Origin of the sequence: Canicola haemoglobinophilus (genome assembly GCF_002015075.1) — a bacterium.
GTDB lineage: Bacteria > Pseudomonadota > Gammaproteobacteria > Enterobacterales > Pasteurellaceae > Canicola > Canicola haemoglobinophilus.
This window is the reverse complement of sequence record NZ_MUXZ01000021.1, coordinates 1-20,659: the sequence shown is the minus strand read 5'-3', so window position 1 is coordinate 20,659 and position 20,659 is coordinate 1. Positions and strand designations below refer to the sequence as shown.

Here is a 20,659-nt window from a genome sequence, read left to right as displayed (position 1 = left end):
CTAGTATTTGATTTAATACGTACAGGAATAACAATCAAAAAGAGGATAATATGACTTTTGATACTTATGAAACAGTGGCGTTAGCCTGTTTGGTTTTATTACTTGGTTATTTTTTAGTAAAACGAGTTCGTTTCTTGAATGAGTACAATATTCCTGAGCCAGTTGTTGGTGGATTTATTGTTGCCGTTGGTTTGACTATCGTGCACCATTTTTGGAATATGAGCTTTAGTTTTGATACTAATTTACAACGCACTATGATGTTAGTGTTCTTTAGCTCTATTGGGCTTAGTGCTAACTTTGCTCGTTTAGCAAAAGGCGGTAAACCGCTCGTTATCTTTTTATTTGCCGCTCTCGGCTTAATTATCTTACAAAATACTGTGGGTATTGGTACATCTTTACTGGTTGGTTTAGATCCTGCCTATGGCTTAATTGCTGGTTCTGTAACACTGACTGGTGGTCATGGTACGGGAGCTGCTTGGGCTGAAACACTCAGTAATCGCTTTGGTATCCAAGGTGCATTAGAGCTAGCGATGGCTTGTGCAACATTTGGTTTAGTATTCGGTGGTATTATCGGTGGACCAGTAGCGAGCTTCTTATTGAAACGTTTGCATAAAGCCGAAGTGCCAGAAGATGAAAATGTAGATGATGTAGAAGAGGTTTTTGAAAAGCCAGTATATCGCCATAAAATTAATACTCGTTCAATTATTGAAACCATCACGATGATGTCGGTGTGTTTATTTGTAGGGCAATATTTAGATGTTCTAACAAAAGGTACCGCACTTCAATTGCCGACTTTCGTTTGGTGTTTATTTACAGGTACAGTAATTCGTAATGCTTTAGCTCATGTTGTGAAGTTCAAAGTGGCTGATGAGGCAATCGATGTATTAGGTACGGTAGGATTATCACTCTTTTTAGCGATTGCGTTAATGTCTTTAAAACTTTGGGAATTAGTAGGCTTAGCATTACCAATTCTAGTGGTGTTATTGGCACAAGTAGTTGTAATGGCAGCGTATTCTATTTTTGTGACTTATCGTCTAATGGGACGTGATTATGATGCGGTTGTATTAAGTGCTGGCCATTGCGGCTTTGGTTTAGGCGCTACACCAACAGCGGTTGCGAATATGCAAGCAGTAACGTCGCATTTTGGACCTTCGCATAAAGCTTTCTTAATTGTACCTATGGTCGGTGCATTCTTTATCGATTTATTAAATAGCGTGTCATTAAAAATCTTTTTAAATATTGTTGATGTTTTACATTAATTAAAAGATGGATAAAAAATACCGCACTTTTTGGTCGAAAGTGCGGTATTTTTTTGTTTATTTTCTGAGTTTAACTAATTCAACTTTATGATTTGCTCCTTTTTTCAGAATTAAATTTGCTCGCTCTCTGGTGGGTAAAATATTTTGCCGTAAATTTAATCCATTAATATTATCCCAAATTTGACTTGCTGTTTCGATAGCCTCTTGCTCTGATAAATTAGCGAAATGCTTAAAGTAAGAATTTGGATCTGAGAAAGCGCTACGACGAAACTTTAAGAAACGTTTTATGTACCATTCTTTTAATTGTTCTTCGTCAGCATCAACAAAAATTGAAAAATCAACAAAATCAGATACGAATAGTTGATTAGATTTATTTGAACCAATTTGCAAAACGTTAAGTCCTTCTAAAATAAGAATATCTGGTTGGTCAACTATATCAAATTGATCAGGAATAATATCGTAGGTTAAATGAGAATAAATTGGGGCTTGAACACTACGTTTACCTGATTTTATATCAGCTAAAAAACGAATTAAGCGCTGGGTATCATAAGAAACAGGAAAGCCTTTTTTTTGTAGTAAATTCTTTTTTTGTAATATTTCTAATGGATATAAAAATCCGTCAGTGGTGATTAAATCTACTTTTCTTGCTTGAGGCCAATTGGCTAATAATGATTGTAAGATACGAGCCGATGTACTTTTCCCAACTGATACACTCCCAGCTATACTGATGATATAAGGGACTTTGGGATTATGTCCGCCAAGAAAACGTTTCAATACAGTTTGCCGGCGTAAATTTTCTTCTATGTAGTAGTTAATTAGACGTGCAAGGGGCAAGTAAATTGTGCTGACTTCGTCTAAAGAAAGCTCTTCATTAAAACCTAATAATGGTTTGAGATCTTGCTCGGTCAGTTTTAATGGTACTGACTTTCGTAGCTCAGACCACTGTTGTCGATTAAAATTTAAAAAAGGCGTTAAATGCTCAGGAATTTTAATTGTATTAAGCTCTTCCACGATAATTTCTACTTCAAAGGATAGACAATGGAGTAGAAATATACATGATAAATGATAAAACAAGTATCTAAAAATAGGCTAAATTCGCTGTTTTTTTATAAATTTTATGCATTTTGCCTGATTATTAATCGAATAATGAAAAAAAGTGTTTTTTTTCAAAAAAAACACTTGTCAGGGGTAATTTTTTCCATATAATACGCCTCACTTGCTTACGACGCCGACTTAGCTCAGTAGGTAGAGCAACTGACTTGTAATCAGTAGGTCACCAGTTCGATTCCGGTAGTCGGCACCATTCTCAAGTAAACAAGTATTCATTTAGTGTGGAGGGATTCCCGAGCGGCCAAAGGGAGCAGACTGTAAATCTGCCGGCTCAGCCTTCGAAGGTTCGAATCCTTCTCCCTCCACCATTCTTAATAATGAATTCTGATGGGACAGTTGAATTGATGGACTGCGGGCATCGTATAATGGCTATTACCTCAGCCTTCCAAGCTGATGATGCGGGTTCGATTCCCGCTGCCCGCTCCAAGCGCTGATATAGCTCAGTTGGTAGAGCGCACCCTTGGTAAGGGTGAGGTCGGCGGTTCAAATCCGCCTATCAGCACCACTTCTTATTTCAACTATCCTTTTAAATAAACCGTAAATCATACATTAGGTTAATGTGGTGTTATTGTACCATCGATAACCGTGTTTTTTAGAGGGACTTTCAATGTCTAAAGAAAAATTTGAACGTACAAAACCGCACGTAAACGTGGGTACAATCGGCCACGTTGACCACGGTAAAACAACTTTAACAGCAGCAATCACGACAGTATTAGCAAAACACTTCGGTGGTGCAGCTCGTGCATTCGATCAAATCGATAACGCACCAGAAGAAAAAGCGCGTGGTATCACTATCAACACCTCACACGTTGAATACGATACAGAAACTCGTCACTACGCACACGTAGACTGCCCGGGACACGCGGACTATGTTAAAAACATGATTACTGGTGCGGCACAAATGGACGGCGCTATCTTAGTAGTAGCAGCAACAGATGGCCCAATGCCACAAACTCGTGAACACATCTTATTAGGTCGCCAAGTAGGTGTACCATACATCATCGTATTCTTAAATAAATGCGACATGGTAGATGACGAAGAGTTATTAGAATTAGTAGAAATGGAAGTACGCGAACTTCTATCTCAATATGACTTCCCGGGAGATGATACTCCAATTGTTCGAGGTTCAGCATTACAAGCATTAAACGGCGTACCGGAATGGGAAGAAAAAATTCTTGAATTAGCGGGCTACCTAGACAACTACATTCCAGAGCCAGAGCGTGCAGTAGACCAACCATTCTTATTACCAATTGAAGACGTATTCTCAATTTCAGGTCGTGGTACAGTAGTAACTGGTCGTGTAGAGCGTGGTATCATCCGTACAGGTGAAGAGGTTGAAATCGTTGGTATTAAAGAAACTACGAAAACAACAGTAACTGGTGTTGAAATGTTCCGTAAATTGTTAGACGAAGGACGAGCAGGTGAGAACATTGGTGCATTATTGCGTGGTACAAAACGTGAAGAAATCGAACGTGGTCAAGTATTAGCGAAACCAGGTTCAATCACACCACACACAGACTTTGAATCAGAAGTTTACGTATTATCAAAAGAAGAAGGTGGTCGTCATACTCCATTCTTCAAAGGTTACCGTCCACAGTTCTATTTCCGTACAACAGACGTAACTGGTACTATCGAATTACCAGAAGGTGTTGAGATGGTAATGCCAGGCGATAACATCAAAATGACAGTAAGCTTAATTCACCCAATCGCAATGGACCAAGGTTTACGTTTTGCGATTCGTGAAGGTGGTCGTACAGTAGGTGCTGGTGTTGTGGCTAAAATTATCAAGTAGGTATTGAATTCCTATTTATATAGGCTTTGATAAGAAAGGGATCTTACAGATCCCTTTTTCATTGATATTAAAAATAAACAATTTATATTTTTTAATAGGCAATAAAATAATAAAGTGATAAAATCGCCCATCTAATTTAGATGGGAATCCTATTATAAAATAAGATGATGGATATAATTTATGGCGTTAGAAATTGCAAGAAATAAGACCGCTCCTGAAATTGAGCAAAAATCAAAAGGTCTAAATGGCTTTTTATGGTTATTAGTAGTTGCTGTTGTTATTGTGGTAGCAGTGGGTAATGTTTACTTGGTAGAAAAATTTTCTACTCCTATTCGTGTCGTTGGTATCGTTATTGCTTTGCTTGTGGCTTTAGGTATTGCAGCTACTACTAATCAAGGAACAAAAGCAAGAGGATTTTTTTCTGATGCTCGTGTTGAATTAAGAAGGATTACATGGCCTACTCGTCCAGAAGTGATGCAAACAACATTAATTGTATTTGCCGTTACCGCACTCATCTCATTAATTTTATGGGGATTAGATTCAGTTATCGTTTCATTAATTACATTTTTAACAGATTTAAGGTTCTAATATGACAGAGAATACAGCAAAAAAACGCTGGTATGTCCTTCAAGCATTTTCTGGTTTTGAAGGTCGTGTTGCTGCGACATTACGAGAATATATTAAATTGCATCAAATGGAAGACCAATTTGGTGAAGTATTAGTGCCAACAGAAGAGGTTGTTGAAAATGTTGGTGGCAAACGCCGTAAAAGTGAGCGTAAATATTTCCCAGGTTATGTTTTAGTGCAAATGGAAATGAACGATTACACTTGGCAAGTCGTTCGTAGCGTGCCTAGAGTAATGGGATTTATCGGTGGAACACCAGATAAACCAGCGCCAATTTCACAAAAAGAAGCAGAACGTATTCTTAACCGAGTTCAAGAAACGGCAGACAAACCACGTCACCGCAAAGAATTCCAACCGGGCGAAGAAATCCGAGTTACCGAAGGGCCATTTGCCGACTTTAACGGCACCGTTGAAGAAGTGGATTATGATAAGGGGCGCCTTAAAGTATCTGTTTCAATTTTTGGTCGTGCCACGCCAGTTGAACTTGAATTTAGCCAAGTTGAGAAGATGAACGGCTAGTTGCAAATTTTTAACAAAATCGAACCGCTTGTATAATGACAAGCGGTTTGTTTATAGGGGGAATATGAGTAAAGACTTAGATAAGTTACTTTCTGTTGAATCTGAATGGGAAGAATCATTCAAACCTAAAAAGCTATGGGATTTTGCAACAATTACAGCCAAAACTCTAGAGGGTATTTCTGATGAAAGCTGGGAAGAGTTTGAGCAAATACTGAGAGATATTCACCAGTCCACCAAGTTACGTGAAGTGAATTTTGATTAGGCTTGTTTCATTAATGTAATAATTTCCTTTAATGCAGAAATTTCATTATCTTTCTGTAAAAGTAGCTCTTTTTGATGTTCAACCACTAATTTAAGCTTTTCATTTTCTGCAGCAACCGCATCAGAATTTGCATAGTAAGTTGAGTTGTTTTGACTATTCTCACTAAACAAACAAAAGAACCCTTTTTCATTCGCAGAGTAAAGATCTGACACATTGATATTAAAAATTGTTGCGATCTGTTCTAATTTTTCTAGGCTCAACTTTGAGATTCCACGCTCAAGTTTTGAGTACCCATTTATCGACATTCCTAGCTTTTCTGCCATATCTTCTTGGGTAAGTTGGTTCATTTCTCGCATAACCTTTACTGTTTCGTTTACTTTTGCCATATTCATCTCTTAGTTTAATTTATCGCCTTGTTAGGTGAATTTTATAGATTTGGAGTTGGTGGCATAAATTTTAAACCAGTATAGCATATAGGACAATATATTAAGTTCATTGTATAGGAGATTTTGGGATGTATGAGACATATAAGTTCTTAAGAGATGCGATTGACTCTGTTGGTATTGCTGCTGAGTTGAGATATAAAGGAACAATGTATCCGCTTTATGATCAAAGTAGGTTCGATGATGATTTTTTTCCATATCCAGTAAGAAAATTGAATAACGCTAAAAAATCCTTTGGAAAAAATATAGATGATTCAGAAAAAATACTACTTCTATTTGATACAACCTTATTTGGAAGTGCTACGGATGGCATTATTTTTACGGATAAAAAAATTTATATTAAAAATCTGTTTGAAGATCCTTGTGAAGTTGCATACGAAGATATAGATGAAATAAAAATTCATAATAAAGATAGCACATTGGAACTATATAATAAAAATGGGGATAGCTTCGGTATTGCATATAAAATAAAACCTGTTGCCAGTCATGATTTTTTCCTTTCATTAAATTTAGCTCATTTTATAGTTGGATTCTCCGCAGTTATTAATGCAAACACACAGTTAATTAATGAAAAGAAGCCGTTGTTAGATGATAAGGAGGCTCAAAATTTATATGATGAGTGCTTTTTATATAAATTTCATTTTGAAGGAGATGTTCCTGAAGAGTCAGCTCTCGAAAAATTCTTGAATAAGCATGAAGATAGTATTGCGAAAATTTTAGAAAGTAGTGGTGTATCTGATCTTGTCTATCAGCTCCAAACAGGTGAGGATGAAGCATGGCTAAAACTTATTGAAAAATTGTACCAAGTACTTCCTATGCCCGTCAGAATGGTCATCCCCGAAACTAAAGTTAAAGATCTTATTTTGAATAATAAAGACGCAATTTTAAGAAGAATTCGTGAATGAGGGATAGGCAATGTCTAAAGAGTATGAATTTAAAATTATGGCGAGAATGGAAGGTAATCGTAGTACCTCCTTATATATTATTGTGGCTAGAAACGAGAGAGAAGCAAGAAATAAGTTTAAAGCTAATTTTGTAAATGCAAGTATTGTTTCTTGTGTTCGTGGCTGTGAAAGGACGAAACAAAATGAACCAAAGAATATGTCAACTAAAAAGAACTCTGAATCAGAAGGTTCAAATAATTTAGTGTTAGGAGTTGCAGGATTAGTGGGCGGTTTCTTGCTTTCTAAAGTTTTAGGCAATAAGGATAAGTAATCCATTAAACTTTCCGCTTGAAAAACGATCATAAATCCCCTACAATTCGCAACCTATTTACGAACCAGTTTTACTGGCTCGTATTTTTGTGTAGCACATGGTGCTTATGAGTAACTGGGGAGCTGGTAACAGCGTTATACCCATAAAGAGGAAGCTAAAAATGGCAAAAAAAGTCCAAGCATACGTTAAGTTGCAAGTTGCAGCTGGTATGGCTAACCCATCACCACCAGTTGGTCCTGCATTAGGTCAACAAGGTGTGAACATTATGGAATTCTGTAAAGCATTCAACGCTCGTACTGAGAGCTTAGAAAAAGGTTTACCAATTCCTGTAGTTATTACAGTTTATGCAGACCGCTCTTTCACATTCGTGACAAAAACTCCACCTGCGGCAGTATTATTGAAAAAAGCAGCTGGTATTAAATCTGGTTCTGGTAAACCAAACAAAGATAAAGTAGGTAAAGTGACTTTAGATCAAATCCGTCAAATCGCTGAAACTAAAGCAGCAGATATGACTGGTGCAACAATTGAAACTAAAATGAAATCTATTGAAGGTACTGCGCGTTCAATGGGTTTAGTAGTGGAGGGTTAATCTAATGGCTAAACTTACTAAACGTATGAAAGCAATTAAAGCTGGCGTTGATTCAACAAAACAATATGAAATCAATGAAGCTATTGCAGTATTAAAACAATTCACTTCAGCAAAATTCGTTGAAAGTGTTGATGTTGCAGTTAACTTAGGTATTGACGCTCGTAAATCTGATCAAAACGTTCGTGGTGCAACAGTATTACCACATGGTACTGGTCGTTCAGTGCGTGTTGCGGTATTTACTCAAGGTGCTAATGCTGATGCAGCTAAAGCAGCTGGTGCTGATTTAGTGGGTATGGAAGACTTAGCAGAGCAAATCAAAAAAGGCGAAATGAACTTTGATGTTGTTATCGCTTCTCCAGATGCAATGCGTGTTGTGGGTCAATTAGGTCAAATCTTAGGACCACGTGGTTTAATGCCAAACCCGAAAGTAGGTACTGTAACTCCAAACGTTGCTGAAGCAGTTAAAAATGCTAAATCTGGTCAGATCCGTTACCGTAACGACAAAAATGGTATTATCCATACCACAATCGGTAAAGCAGATTTCTCAGCTGAACAATTAAAAGAAAACTTACAAGCATTGTTAGCAGCGTTAACTAAAGCTAAACCTGCAACAGCTAAAGGTATTTTTATCAAGAAAGTAAGTATTTCTACTACCCAAGGTGCTGGTGTTGCTGTTGATCAAAGCAGCTTATAATTAATAGCCAAACCTTTACAGAGGCGTATTTTGTCTATATAATATGCGCCTTTGTTTATGCCGTAAGGCATAAGATTTCTGGTTGGTGCTTGACCTTATCAAGCCCCGTCCAAGACCGTAGGGGAAAGATGATTTCTTAATAATCCTACGTAGATGGTGATACAGAATAAGAATTTTTCTTGCTTCTGTGCACCTTAGCCTCAAGAAAATCCGCTAAAAGTGCGGTGTTTTTTTGAGAAGTTTTATAATTCCGAGCAATCGGAGTGTATTCAGGAGCTAAAAGCCAATGGCATTAAATCTTCAAGACAAACAAGCAATTGTTGCTGAAGTAAATGAAGCAGCCAAAGGTGCCCTATCTGCAGTTATCGCGGACTCTCGTGGTGTTACTGTTGATAAAATGACTGAATTACGTAAAGCAGCTCGTGAAGCTGGCGTTTCTATGCGTGTTGTGCGTAATACATTATTACGTCGTGCAGTAGAAGGCACAGATTTCGAATGCTTAAAAGATACGTTTGTAGGTCCAACACTTATCGCATTCTCTAATGAGCATCTAGGTGCAGCAGCACGTTTGTTCAAAGATTTTGCTAAAGCAAACGATAAGTTTGAAGTTAAAGGTGCAGCCTTTGAAGGTAAGATCCAAGATGTTGAATTCTTAGCAACATTACCAACTTACGACGAAGCAATTGCACGTTTAATGGGTACTATGAAAGAAGCAGCGGCAGGCAAACTTGCTCGCACTCTTGCGGCATACCGCGACAAATTACAAGAAGCGGCTTAATTAAAGCCTTTCTTAACTCGTTTAATTTATTTACTTTAGGAATTGATTGTTATGTCATTAACTAACGAACAAATCATTGAAGCGATTGCTTCAAAAACTGTAACTGAAATCGTAGAATTAATTTCTGCAATGGAAGAAAAATTTGGTGTTTCTGCAGCGGCAGCAGCAGTAGCAGTAGCAGCTGGTCCAGCAGAAGCAGCTGAAGAGAAAACTGAATTCGACGTAATTCTTGCTGAAGCTGGTGCTAACAAAGTAGCAGTAATCAAAGCAGTACGTGGTGCAACTGGTTTAGGCTTAAAAGAAGCTAAAGACTTAGTTGAATCTGCTCCAGCAGCATTAAAAGAAGGCATCTCTAAAGCTGAAGCTGAAGCACTTAAGAAAGAATTAGAAGAAGCTGGTGCAAAAGTAGAAATCAAATAATTTTGATTTTTTGCATAGTCTTCAAGATTCAAAAAAGCCCGATGGAAACATCGGGTTTTTTGTTGGAAATTTTTATCTGAATTTGGCATCTGATCTTGTTCTTATATCCAAAAACGCCTCAATTGTTTTGTAAAAGTGAAATGCAGTCAGAACAGGATAATTGTGATAAAGATTTGACCATATAAGCCGTTATTTGCTATAATTCTCGACCATTTTGTCGCTAGCTAGGCTAGTTTGTTTAATGGCAAAAGTAAATCTTCCCATCTTATTGCAGAAAAATTAAGTTAAATCAATCTGTTAGCTTAATGCAATCCGTTCATCAGAAGTAAGGTTCAGAGTGCGGTATCTGAAAATGGGCTCAATCATTGATTTGAAAATTTTGAAAAAATTAACCGCACTTTGTGGTTAGTTTCGTTTTTTCATTTCATCGGTCTCACTAATATTTACAGAGGAACCCAAATGGTTTACTCCTATACCGAAAAAAAGCGTATTCGTAAAAGCTTCGGCAAACGTCCGCAAGTTTTGAATGTACCTTATTTATTAACAATTCAACTTGATTCTTTCGAGAAATTTATTCAGAAAGATCCTGAAGGTCAACAAGGCTTAGAAGCCGCATTTCGTTCTGTATTCCCTATTGTCAGCAATAACGGCAATACGGAATTACAATATGTTAGCTATAAATTAGGTGAACCTGTTTTTGACGTAAGAGAATGTCAAATTCGTGGTACAACCTATGCTGCGCCATTACGCGTAAAATTACGTTTAGTGAGCTATGATAAAGATGCAGCACCAGGCACGATTAAAGATATTAAAGAACAAGAAGTTTACATGGGTGAAATCCCATTGATGACAGATAACGGTACTTTTGTAATTAATGGTACTGAGCGTGTTATCGTGTCTCAATTACATCGTAGCCCGGGCGTATTCTTTGATAGCGATAAAGGTAAAACGCACTCATCAGGAAAAGTATTATATAACGCGCGTATTATCCCTTATCGCGGCTCTTGGTTGGATTTTGAATTTGATCCAAAAGATAATTTATTTGCTCGTATTGACCGCCGTCGTAAATTACCAGCAACGATCATTTTACGTGCATTAAATTACACGACAGAAGAAATCTTAGATTTATTCTTCGATAAAATTGCATTTGAGATCAAAGATAACAAATTACTAATGACTTTAGTCCCAGAAAGATTACGTGGAGAAACCGCATCTTTCGATATCGAAGCAAATGGCAAAGTTTATGTTGAACGTGGTCGTCGCATTACTGCTCGTCATATTAAAGCATTAGAAAAAGATCAAGTTAGCCAAGTTGAAGTGCCAACAGAATATATTGTGGGTAAAGTTTCAGCTAAAGATTACGTTGATTTATCAACAGGTGAGATTATTTGTCCAGCAAATATGGAAATCTCATTAGAGTTATTAGCGAAATTATCACAAGCTGGCTATAAGAATATTGAAACCTTATTTACTAACGACTTAGATTTTGGACCATATATTTCGGAAACATTACGTGTTGATCCGTCTTATGATCGTTTAAGTGCATTAGTTGAAATTTATCGCATGATGCGTCCAGGTGAGCCACCTACAAAAGAAGCTGCGGAAGGATTATTTGATAACTTATTCTTCTCATCTGAACGCTATGATTTATCTGCAGTAGGACGTATGAAATTCAACCGCTCTTTAGGCATTGAAGAAACAACGGGTAGCGGTACATTGAGCAAAGAAGATATTGTCAATGTAATGCGTAAGCTGATCGATATTCGTAACGGTCGTGGCGAAGTGGATGATATTGACCACTTAGGTAACCGTCGTATTCGTTCTGTTGGTGAAATGGCAGAAAACCAATTCCGTATTGGTTTAGTTCGTGTAGAAAGAGCGGTGAAAGAACGTCTTTCTTTAGGTGACTTAGGTGCAGTTACACCACAAGATTTAATTAATGCAAAACCTATTTCAGCAGCGGTGAAAGAGTTCTTTGGTTCTTCACAACTTTCTCAGTTCATGGACCAAAATAACCCATTATCAGAAGTTACCCATAAACGCCGTATTTCTGCGTTAGGACCGGGTGGTTTAACTCGTGAGCGTGCTGGCTTTGAGGTTCGAGATGTTCACGCAACACATTATGGTCGTGTTTGTCCAATCGAAACCCCAGAGGGTCTAAACATTGGTTTGATTAACTCATTATCTGTTTATGCGCGTACTAATGACTATGGTTTCTTAGAAACGCCATATCGTAAAGTGGTAAATGGTCAAGTAACAGAAGAAATTGAATATTTATCGGCAATTGAAGAAGGTAAATATGTTATCGCGCAGGCAAACTCAAATCTTGATGAGGAACTTCGTTTTACTGATGCTTTTGTAACTTGTCGTGGTGAGCATGGCGAGTCAGGTTTATATCGCCCAGAAGAAATTCATTATATGGACGTTTCAACACAACAAGTTGTTTCTGTGGCGGCAGCATTAATCCCATTCCTTGAGCATGACGATGCGAACCGTGCCTTGATGGGTGCGAACATGCAACGTCAAGCAGTACCAACATTAAGAGCTGATAAGCCATTAGTAGGTACAGGTATGGAGAAACCAGTAGCACTAGACTCTGGTGTTGCGGTTGTTGCTAAACGCGGTGGTACTATCCAATATGTTGATGCTTCTCGTATCGTAGTAAAAGTAAATGAAGATGAAACTGTTGCAGGTGAAGCGGGTATCGATATTTATAACCTAATTAAATACACTCGTTCTAACCAAAATACTTGTATCAACCAAATTCCTTGCGTGCAATTAGGCGATCCGATTGAACGTGGTGAAATCTTAGCTGACGGTCCGTCAACTGACTTGGGTGAGTTAGCACTTGGTCAAAATATGCGTGTAGCATTCATGCCTTGGAACGGTTATAACTTTGAAGACTCAATGTTAGTGTCTGAGCGTGTAGTGCAAGAAAATCGTTTCACAACTATTCATATTCAAGAATTATCTTGTGTTGCTCGTGATACAAAATTAGGTTCAGAAGAAATTACCGCAGATATTCCAAATGTAGGTGAAGCTGCGCTAAGTAAACTTGATGAATCAGGTATCGTTTATATCGGTGCTGAAGTTAAAGGTGGCGACATTCTTGTGGGTAAAGTAACTCCTAAAGGTGAAACACAATTAACCCCAGAAGAAAAACTTTTACGCGCTATTTTTGGTGAAAAAGCATCTGATGTTAAAGATTCTTCATTACGTGTACCAAATGGTACATCTGGTACAGTTATTGATGTTCAAGTCTTCACACGTGATGGCGTGGAAAAAGATAAACGTGCATTAGAAATTGAAGAAATGCAATTAAAACAAGCGAAGAAAGATCTTGTGGAAGAATTAGAGATCTTAGAAGCAGGTTTATTTGCACGTGTACATAATCTTCTTATTTCTGGTGGTTTCGATGAGAAACAATTAGAAAAATTAGACCGCACTCAATGGCTAGAACAAACCTTGGCAGATGAAGATAAACAAAATCAATTAGAGCAACTTGCGGAACAATACGAAGAATTGCGTAAAGATTTCGAGCACAAACTTGAAGTTAAACGTAGCAAAATTATTCAAGGTGACGATTTAGCACCGGGCGTGTTGAAAGTTGTTAAAGTTTATCTTGCTGTGAAACGCCAAATCCAACCGGGGGATAAAATGGCTGGTCGTCATGGTAACAAAGGGGTTATCTCAAAAATTAACCCAGTTGAAGATATGCCATACGATGAGAACGGTCAACCAGTTGATATCGTATTGAACCCACTAGGGGTTCCGTCACGTATGAACATCGGTCAGATCTTAGAAACTCACTTAGGTTTAGCTGCAAAAGGTATTGGTGATCAAATCAATGCCATGATCAAGCAAAAACAAGATGTTGAAAAATTACGTGGCTATATCCAAAAAGCTTATGACTTAGGTGATGGTTCACAAAAAGTTGATCTTTCAACCTTTACTGATGAAGAAGTGTTACGTTTAGCACAAAATTTACGTAAAGGTATGCCATTAGCAACGCCAGTATTTGACGGTGCGCATGAGAAAGAAATCAAAGCGTTATTAGAATTAGGTGGATTACCAACTTCTGGTCAAATTACCTTATTTGATGGTCGTACAGGTGAACAATTTGAACGTCCAGTAACAGTAGGTTACATGTATATGCTGAAATTGAACCACTTAGTTGATGACAAAATGCATGCTCGTTCAACTGGTTCATATAGTCTTGTTACTCAGCAACCACTTGGTGGTAAAGCACAATTCGGTGGTCAACGTTTCGGTGAGATGGAGGTATGGGCTCTAGAAGCATATGGTGCTGCTTATACATTACAAGAAATGTTGACAGTGAAATCCGATGATGTGAACGGTCGTACGAAGATGTATAAAAACATCGTTGGCGGCACTCACCAAATGGATCTAGGTACACCAGAGTCTTTCAATGTAATTATGAAAGAAATTCGTTCATTAGGTATCAACATTGACCTTGATGAAGAATAATTGGTAAACCGAAAAAAATACGCCCAAGTGCGGTAGAAATTTTAAAATTTTTGACCGCACTTGAATAAGTTTAACTCCGATAGGAGCAAATCGTGAAAGACTTAGTAAAGTTTTTAAAAGCACAATCAAAAACTTCAGAAGATTTTGATGTCATTAAAATTGGTTTAGCATCACCAGATATGATCCGTTCTTGGTCATATGGTGAAGTTAAAAAACCTGAAACTATCAACTACCGCACATTCAAGCCTGAGCGTGACGGTCTTTTCTGTGCTCGCATTTTTGGACCAGTAAAAGATTATGAATGTTTATGTGGTAAGTACAAACGCTTAAAACATCGTGGTGTTATTTGTGAAAAATGTGGTGTTGAAGTAACGCAGGCTAAAGTACGCCGTGAACGTATGGGGCATATTGAGCTTGCTTCACCAGTTGCACATATTTGGTTCTTAAAATCATTGCCGTCCCGTATTGGTTTATTATTAGATATGCCATTGCGTGATATTGAGCGTGTACTTTATTTTGAATCTTACATTGTTATCGAGCCGGGAATGACTGATCTTGAACGCGGTCAATTATTAACGGAAGAGCAGTTCTTAGAAGCAGAAGATCGTTGGCAAGATGAATTTGATGCGAAAATGGGGGCAGAAGCAATTCAAGCCTTATTACGCGACATGGATTTAGAAGCGGAATGTGAAACATTGCGTGAAGAATTACAAGAAACAAATTCTGAAACGAAACGTAAGAAAATCACTAAGCGCTTAAAATTATTAGAATCTTTCATTCAGTCTGGTAATAAGCCAGAGTGGATGGTAATGACAGTATTACCTGTTTTACCACCAGATTTACGTCCATTGGTGCCATTAGATGGTGGTCGTTTTGCTACATCTGATTTGAACGATTTATATCGCCGTGTAATCAACCGTAACAACCGTTTAAAACGTTTATTAGACCTTATTGCGCCAGATATTATTGTGCGTAATGAAAAACGTATGTTACAAGAATCAGTTGATGCATTATTAGATAATGGTCGTCGTGGTCGCGCAATTACAGGTTCAAACCGTCGTCCATTAAAATCTCTTGCGGATATGATCAAAGGTAAACAAGGTCGTTTCCGTCAAAACTTATTAGGTAAACGTGTTGACTATTCAGGTCGTTCTGTAATTACAGTAGGTCCATACTTACATTTACATCAATGTGGTTTACCGAAAAAAATGGTATTGGAATTATTCCGTCCATTTATCTACGCTAAATTAGAAAGCCGTGGTTTTGCAACCACCATTAAAGCAGCGAAGAAAATAGTTGAGCGTGAAGATGCGATTGTTTGGGATATTCTTGCTGATGTTATTCGCGAACACCCAATTTTATTAAACCGTGCACCAACATTGCACCGTTTGGGTATTCAAGCATTTGAGCCAATCTTGATCGAAGGTAAAGCAATTCAGTTACACCCACTTGTTTGTGCGGCGTTCAATGCGGACTTCGATGGTGACCAAATGGCTGTTCACGTTCCATTAACGCTCGAAGCGCAATTAGAAGCTCGTGCTTTAATGATGTCAACTAACAACATTTTATCGCCTGCAAACGGTGAGCCAATTATCGTTCCATCACAAGACGTTGTATTAGGTCTTTACTATATGACTCGTGACAAAGTGAACGGTAAATGCGAAGGCATGTTGTTACAGGACCCTCGTGAAGCAGAGAAAGCTTATCGTACAGGTCAAGCTGAATTACATTCACGTGTAAAAGTGCGTATTACTGAATATGTGAAGAATGCAATTGGTGAATTTGAACCTCAAACAAATTTAGTGGATACCACCATTGGTCGTGCAATCCTATGGATGATCGCACCAAAAGGTATGCCGTTTAGTTTGTTCAACCAAACCCTAGGCAAAAAAGCAATTTCTAAATTAATCAATGAAAGCTATCGCCGTTTAGGATTGAAAGAGAGCGTATTGTTTGCTGACCATATTATGTACACTGGTTTTGCTTATGCGGCTCGTTCTGGTTCATCTGTTGGTATTGATGATATGGTTATTCCTCAGAAGAAATATGAAATTATTTCTGCTGCGGAAGAAGAAGTTGCTGAAATTCAAGAGCAATTCCAGTCTGGTTTAGTAACTGCAGGCGAACGTTACAATAAAGTAATCGATATTTGGGCTGCAGCAAACGAACGTGTTGCTAAAGCGATGATGGAAAACCTTTCACAAGAAGAAGTTATTAACCGTGAAGGTCAACCAGAAAAACAAGCATCATTTAATAGCATCTTTATGATGGCAGACTCAGGTGCTCGTGGTTCTGCCGCACAGATTCGTCAGCTTGCTGGTATGCGTGGTTTGATGGCTCGTCCAGATGGTTCTATCATTGAGACACCAATTACAGCGAACTTCCGTGAAGGTCTAAACGTATTACAGTACTTTATTTCAACTCACGGTGCGCGTAAAGGTCTTGCGGATACGGCGTTAAAAACAGCGAACTCAGGTTACTTAACTCGTCGTTTAGTTGATGTTGCACAAGATTTAGTCATCATTGAAGATGACTGTGGTACACATGAAGGTATCGTAATGACTCCACTTATTGAGGGTGGTGATGTAAAAGAAGCATTACGTGATCGTGTATTAGGTCGTGTAGCGGCAGAAGATATTTTAAAACCGGGTACAAGCGAAGTTTTAATTCCTCGCAATACTTTATTAGATGAAAAACTTTGTGATGTTATTGATGCAAACTCTGTGGATAGCATCAAAGTGCGGTCTGTTGTAACTTGTGATACTGATTTTGGTGTGTGTGCGAAATGTTACGGACGTGACTTAGCGCGTGGCCACTTAATTAACCAAGGTGAAGCTGTGGGTGTTATTGCGGCACAATCAATCGGTGAACCAGGTACACAGTTAACCATGCGTACGTTCCATATCGGTGGTGCGGCATCTGCGGCTGCAAAAGAATCTAGTGTTCAAGTTAAAAATACCGGTACATTGCGTTTAGCAAATGTTAAGTTCGTTACGAATAAAGAAGGTAAATTAGTTTTAACTTCACGTAATACCGAATTAACTATTATTGACGCATTCGGAAGAACGAAAGAGCATTATAAAGTGCCTTATGGTGCGGTATTAAATAAAGCGGATGGACAAGAAGTTACAGCTGGCGAAACAGTTGCTAACTGGGATCCACATACAATGCCAGTTGTTTCTGAAGTAAGTGGTTTTGTGAAATTTGTAGATATTGTTGATGGCTTAACTGTAACTCGTCAAACTGATGAATTAACAGGTTTATCTTCAATCGTTGTTCAAGATGTAGGTGAGCGAGCAACAGCTGGTAAAGATTTACGTCCTGCAATCAAATTAGTTGATGCGCAGGGTAACGATATCTTTATCCCAGGTACTGATGTAATGGCACAATACTTCCTACCTGGTAAAGCGATTGTGATATTAGATGATGGCGCAGAAGTTTCTGTGGGTGAGCCATTAGCTCGTATTCCACAAGAATCTGTTGGTACAAAAGATATTACTGGTGGTCTTCCACGCGTAGCAGATTTATTTGAAGCACGTAAACCGAAAGAACCAGCAATTCTAGCTGAGATCTCAGGTGTTGTGTCCTTCGGTAAAGAAACTAAAGGTAAACGCCGCCTATTAATCACACCAGCAGAAGGCGAAACATACGAAGAAATGATTCCAAAATGGCGTCAATTGAACGTATTTGAAGGCGAGATGGTACAACGTGGTGACTTAATCTCTGATGGTGCAGAAACACCACATGATATTTTACGCTTACGTGGTGTACATGCAGTAACTGATTACATCGTTAACGAAGTACAAGAAGTTTACCGCTTACAAGGGGTAAAAATTAACGATAAACATATCGAAGTTATTGTACGCCAAATGTTGCGTAAAGCGATTATCGCCAACGCTTATGACTCTGAATTCTTAGAGGGTGAGCAAGTTGAAGTAGCACGTGTGAAAATCGTTAACCGCAAACGTGCAGCAGAAGGTAAGCCATTAGTTGAGTTTGAACGTGAATTGCTTGGTATAACTAAAGCATCTCTTGCAACAGAATCCTTCATTTCTGCTGCATCCTTCCAAGAAACAACTCGTGTGTTAACAGAAGCAGCGGTAGCAGGCAAACGCGATGAATTACGTGGCTTAAAAGAAAACGTTATTGTTGGTCGCTTAATTCCAGCTGGTACAGGTTTTGCATATCATCAAAATCGCCAGAAAAATCGTGCAGCAGGCATTGCTGAGGTAGAACCAGAAGTTAAATTATCCGCACTTGATGAAGAAGAAATTGCTTCTGAATTTACGTTCTCCGCAGAAGATGCAACGGCAAATTTAGCAGAAATGTTAAATATGGCAGATGATGCAGAATAATATGTAACTAGTTACAAATTATTTCGTTCAATGAAACCGATATTCATATTTGTGAATATCGGTTTTTTGATGGCAAACCATCTTTTATTTTTACTAATGATAGGGATTTTTCTATTTAAATTGTTTTTTTGAAGTTTTTCTTTATTTTGATTTTCTTTTTATTATTTTAATATTTTGGTTGTTATCGATTTTTTATACTTTGTTGTTATCATATCGCAGTTTTTTATTTTTTAGGGAGATATAAATATGAAACAATATAAATTAACAAAAATGACGTTATTACTTACTTCGCTGATTTCAGGGGGGCATTAGCTGCTGGCACTTTAGCTGATACATTTAAACTTTCTAAAGATGACGCTAGTAATCCAGAAAAAGTTGCTGAGGTTGTAACTTATATTGGTACTAACGCGTTTGGGGCGAATACCCAAGCTACCAGAGCTCTTAGTATCGCGAATGATGCTGCTACTTTAGCTAGTGACACTAAAAACGAATTAAAAGCCGAATTAAAAGGAATTACAGAAAAATTAGAAAATTTTGATGAAGAAGCTCTAAAAGGAAAAGCAAGTCAAGCAGATCTTGATACGACTAATTCAAAATTGGAGAAGAAAGCAGAACAATCGGCACTTGATGCTGCTAATTTACTTATTCAGCAAAATCAGCAAGCAATAGCGTTGTTAGCTCCGGCTAATATTAGTAAGTTAAATGAGCAATTAGAAAGTAATACATCACGCATTGAGAAATTAAATAAGGAAGTAAAAGTGGGATTAGCGACACAAGCTGCTTTAGCAGGCTTATTCCAGCCTTATAATGTTGGCAAAGTAAATGTTACAGCAGCTGTGGGTGGTTATAAATCTAAATCAGCAGTTGCTGTTGGTATGGGCTATAGAGTGAATACTAAATTTGCAGCTAAAGCTGGTGTTGCGGTAGGATTTGGTAAAGGCAACGCTGCTTATAATGTAGGCGTAAATTACGAGTTCTAAAAAGTATTAGAAAAATAAGCGGTGCCATTTTGTCGATTACACCAAACAATAAAGTACAGTAATAATTTGGTCTGCACCTCAAAATTTGGATTAAAAAACCAACAAATTAAGGTGCAGATTTGTATGACTAAATACAACTAATCTTTTACATAACAGGTGAAGTGATTGTGATTTTATCTCACACACCACTAGAGCCTTTCTATGAGCACCAGGTTCGGATAAAAAGCAGAGCAACTAGTTCATGGTTTTTCAATAGTGTGATTCAGACTCAAGAGAGTTTGCGTACTACATACTAAATTTACCTATTCTCCCAAATTTAAATATAACTGTTAAAATAGTGCTTTCCGCTGAGTTTACCTTATTGAAAGTCAGCTTTCATTTTGGCATTTCAAACTAGGGGGATTATTTCTCAGAGCTTAAAAGGTCTTTGATAAAAATAGTATAACAGGTTACTAAAGGCTAAAAGACATCTGAGCATGAGCCACAAATACGTCAAAATGTTTCAATCATCTAAAAACGAAGAAGACCGATTGCATTTCATAATCTTCGAACTTGAAACGGAGGCTGTTTTTCTAAAAAGGTTGGATGAAGTCATCAAAAAGGATGAAAACAAACTTCGAAAGTTATCGAAGAGTTGTGAAAAAACTCTCAGTTTCGGCGAGGTTTGCTCAAGGATTTTATTGAATACCCCAACCCAAATGTGCCATTTCCATTTAGTGGTGATGGTAATGAGGAAGTTAAGAAAAAAGCATAAATTTTTAGCAGGAAAAGAATTAAAAACATTAGTTAAAATGCTCAAAGAAAGCAGTAAAAATGATTTTTATCGTCGTCTGCATTATTGGTATTTAAAACATCAAGATTATTTAAATGAACGCTCAGAGAAATGTAATGAAAGCGGTTATTTTCCTTATAAACATAAAGGCTTAAGAGGCGCTTATGCAAGTCTGAAATATTCTGAATTAAATATAGAAAAAACAACAAATAGGCTTGAAGGTTTATTTAGTGAATTAAAGCGGAAATTAATAAATCATAATGGATTAACTAAAAAGCATAAGATTATGTTTATTAAGGATTTTTTAAATAAAAAAAGTTGCTAATAACTTGAGAAAAAGAGCCTATATCACTTTCAT

17 protein-coding genes and 4 tRNA genes are annotated in these 20,659 nt (G+C 37.6%); 19 read left to right on the top strand and 2 right to left on the bottom strand.

Annotated elements, in window-relative coordinates; translation table 11 throughout:
• Positions 1-50 precede the first annotated feature (50 nt).
• Positions 51-1,259, top strand: coding sequence for a sodium/glutamate symporter (gene gltS / locus B0186_RS07550; RefSeq protein ID WP_078218763.1), 1,209 nt, complete (start codon positions 51-53; stop codon positions 1,257-1,259).
• 57 nt (positions 1,260-1,316) lie between these two features.
• On the opposite strand, the gene coaA is transcribed toward gltS, so the two are convergent.
• The gene (coaA, locus tag B0186_RS07545) at positions 1,317-2,270 is read right to left on the bottom strand and encodes a type I pantothenate kinase (RefSeq protein WP_078218762.1); all 954 of its coding nucleotides are present in this window, start codon (positions 2,268-2,270) and stop codon (positions 1,317-1,319) included.
• A gap of 216 nt (positions 2,271-2,486) precedes the next feature.
• On the opposite strand from coaA, the gene B0186_RS07540 reads away from it, so the two are divergent.
• The 8 genes from B0186_RS07540 to B0186_RS07505 all read left to right on the top strand — a co-directional run bounded on the left by B0186_RS07540 (position 2,487) and on the right by B0186_RS07505 (position 5,567).
• Positions 2,487-2,562 (top strand) — tRNA-Thr (locus B0186_RS07540).
• 30 nt (positions 2,563-2,592) lie between these two features.
• A tRNA-Tyr gene (locus B0186_RS07535) sits at positions 2,593-2,677 on the top strand.
• A gap of 43 nt (positions 2,678-2,720) precedes the next feature.
• A tRNA-Gly gene (locus tag B0186_RS07530) sits at positions 2,721-2,795 on the top strand.
• 3 nt (positions 2,796-2,798) lie between these two features.
• A tRNA-Thr gene (locus B0186_RS07525) sits at positions 2,799-2,874 on the top strand.
• Positions 2,875-2,976: 102 nt separating this feature from the next.
• Positions 2,977-4,161 carry an elongation factor Tu gene (gene tuf, locus B0186_RS07520; RefSeq protein ID WP_078218761.1) on the top strand — a complete coding sequence of 395 codons (1,185 nt, stop codon included), beginning with the start codon at positions 2,977-2,979 and terminating at the stop codon, positions 4,159-4,161.
• A 180-nt stretch (positions 4,162-4,341) separates the two neighbouring features.
• On the top strand, positions 4,342-4,749 hold the full coding sequence (secE, locus tag B0186_RS07515) for a preprotein translocase subunit SecE (protein ID WP_078218760.1): 408 nt from the start codon (positions 4,342-4,344) through the stop codon (positions 4,747-4,749).
• A 1-nt stretch (position 4,750) separates the two neighbouring features.
• Positions 4,751-5,305, top strand: a complete 555-nt coding sequence (gene nusG / locus B0186_RS07510; protein WP_078218759.1) for a transcription termination/antitermination protein NusG — start codon at positions 4,751-4,753, stop codon at positions 5,303-5,305.
• A 64-nt stretch (positions 5,306-5,369) separates the two neighbouring features.
• On the top strand, positions 5,370-5,567 hold the full coding sequence (locus B0186_RS07505; RefSeq protein WP_078218758.1) for a hypothetical protein: 198 nt from the start codon (positions 5,370-5,372) through the stop codon (positions 5,565-5,567).
• Here B0186_RS07505 and B0186_RS07500 read toward each other — a convergent pair.
• Positions 5,564-5,953, bottom strand: a complete 390-nt coding sequence (locus B0186_RS07500; RefSeq protein ID WP_235817202.1) for a helix-turn-helix domain-containing protein — start codon at positions 5,951-5,953, stop codon at positions 5,564-5,566. The genes B0186_RS07505 and B0186_RS07500 overlap by 4 nt on opposite strands.
• 128 nt (positions 5,954-6,081) lie before the next feature.
• Here B0186_RS07500 and B0186_RS07495 point away from each other — a divergent pair, with 128 nt between their 5' ends.
• From B0186_RS07495 to B0186_RS07450, 10 genes are all read left to right on the top strand, one after another.
• Positions 6,082-6,915, top strand: coding sequence for a hypothetical protein (locus tag B0186_RS07495; RefSeq protein ID WP_078218757.1), 834 nt, complete (start codon positions 6,082-6,084; stop codon positions 6,913-6,915).
• A 10-nt stretch (positions 6,916-6,925) separates the two neighbouring features.
• Positions 6,926-7,225, top strand: a complete 300-nt coding sequence (locus B0186_RS07490; RefSeq protein ID WP_078218756.1) for a hypothetical protein — start codon at positions 6,926-6,928, stop codon at positions 7,223-7,225.
• 160 nt (positions 7,226-7,385) lie between these two features.
• Positions 7,386-7,814: a 50S ribosomal protein L11 gene (rplK, locus tag B0186_RS07485; RefSeq protein ID WP_078218755.1), complete on the top strand. Its 429-nt coding sequence runs from the start codon at positions 7,386-7,388 to the stop codon at positions 7,812-7,814.
• Positions 7,815-7,818: 4 nt separating this feature from the next.
• Complete coding sequence (gene rplA / locus B0186_RS07480) at positions 7,819-8,508, top strand: 50S ribosomal protein L1 (RefSeq protein ID WP_078218754.1); 690 nt, start codon at positions 7,819-7,821, stop codon at positions 8,506-8,508.
• Between the two features lie 286 nt (positions 8,509-8,794).
• Complete coding sequence (gene rplJ / locus B0186_RS07475) at positions 8,795-9,286, top strand: 50S ribosomal protein L10 (RefSeq protein ID WP_078218753.1); 492 nt, start codon at positions 8,795-8,797, stop codon at positions 9,284-9,286.
• A 51-nt stretch (positions 9,287-9,337) separates the two neighbouring features.
• Positions 9,338-9,706, top strand: a complete 369-nt coding sequence (rplL, locus tag B0186_RS07470) for a 50S ribosomal protein L7/L12 (protein WP_078218752.1) — start codon at positions 9,338-9,340, stop codon at positions 9,704-9,706.
• 459 nt (positions 9,707-10,165) lie between these two features.
• Positions 10,166-14,194 (top strand): DNA-directed RNA polymerase subunit beta, encoded by a 4,029-nt coding sequence (rpoB, locus tag B0186_RS07465; protein WP_078218751.1) that lies wholly within the window; start codon positions 10,166-10,168, stop codon positions 14,192-14,194.
• Positions 14,195-14,286: 92 nt separating this feature from the next.
• A complete protein-coding gene (gene rpoC, locus B0186_RS07460; protein ID WP_078218750.1) occupies positions 14,287-18,549 on the top strand; it encodes a DNA-directed RNA polymerase subunit beta' in 4,263 nt (1,420 codons plus the stop codon).
• Between the two features lie 596 nt (positions 18,550-19,145).
• Positions 19,146-19,529, top strand: coding sequence for a YadA C-terminal domain-containing protein (locus B0186_RS07455; RefSeq protein ID WP_235817201.1), 384 nt, complete (start codon positions 19,146-19,148; stop codon positions 19,527-19,529).
• A 680-nt stretch (positions 19,530-20,209) separates the two neighbouring features.
• Positions 20,210-20,626, top strand: coding sequence for a hypothetical protein (locus B0186_RS07450; RefSeq protein ID WP_235817200.1), 417 nt, complete (start codon positions 20,210-20,212; stop codon positions 20,624-20,626).
• The last annotated feature ends 33 nt before the right edge of the window (positions 20,627-20,659 follow it).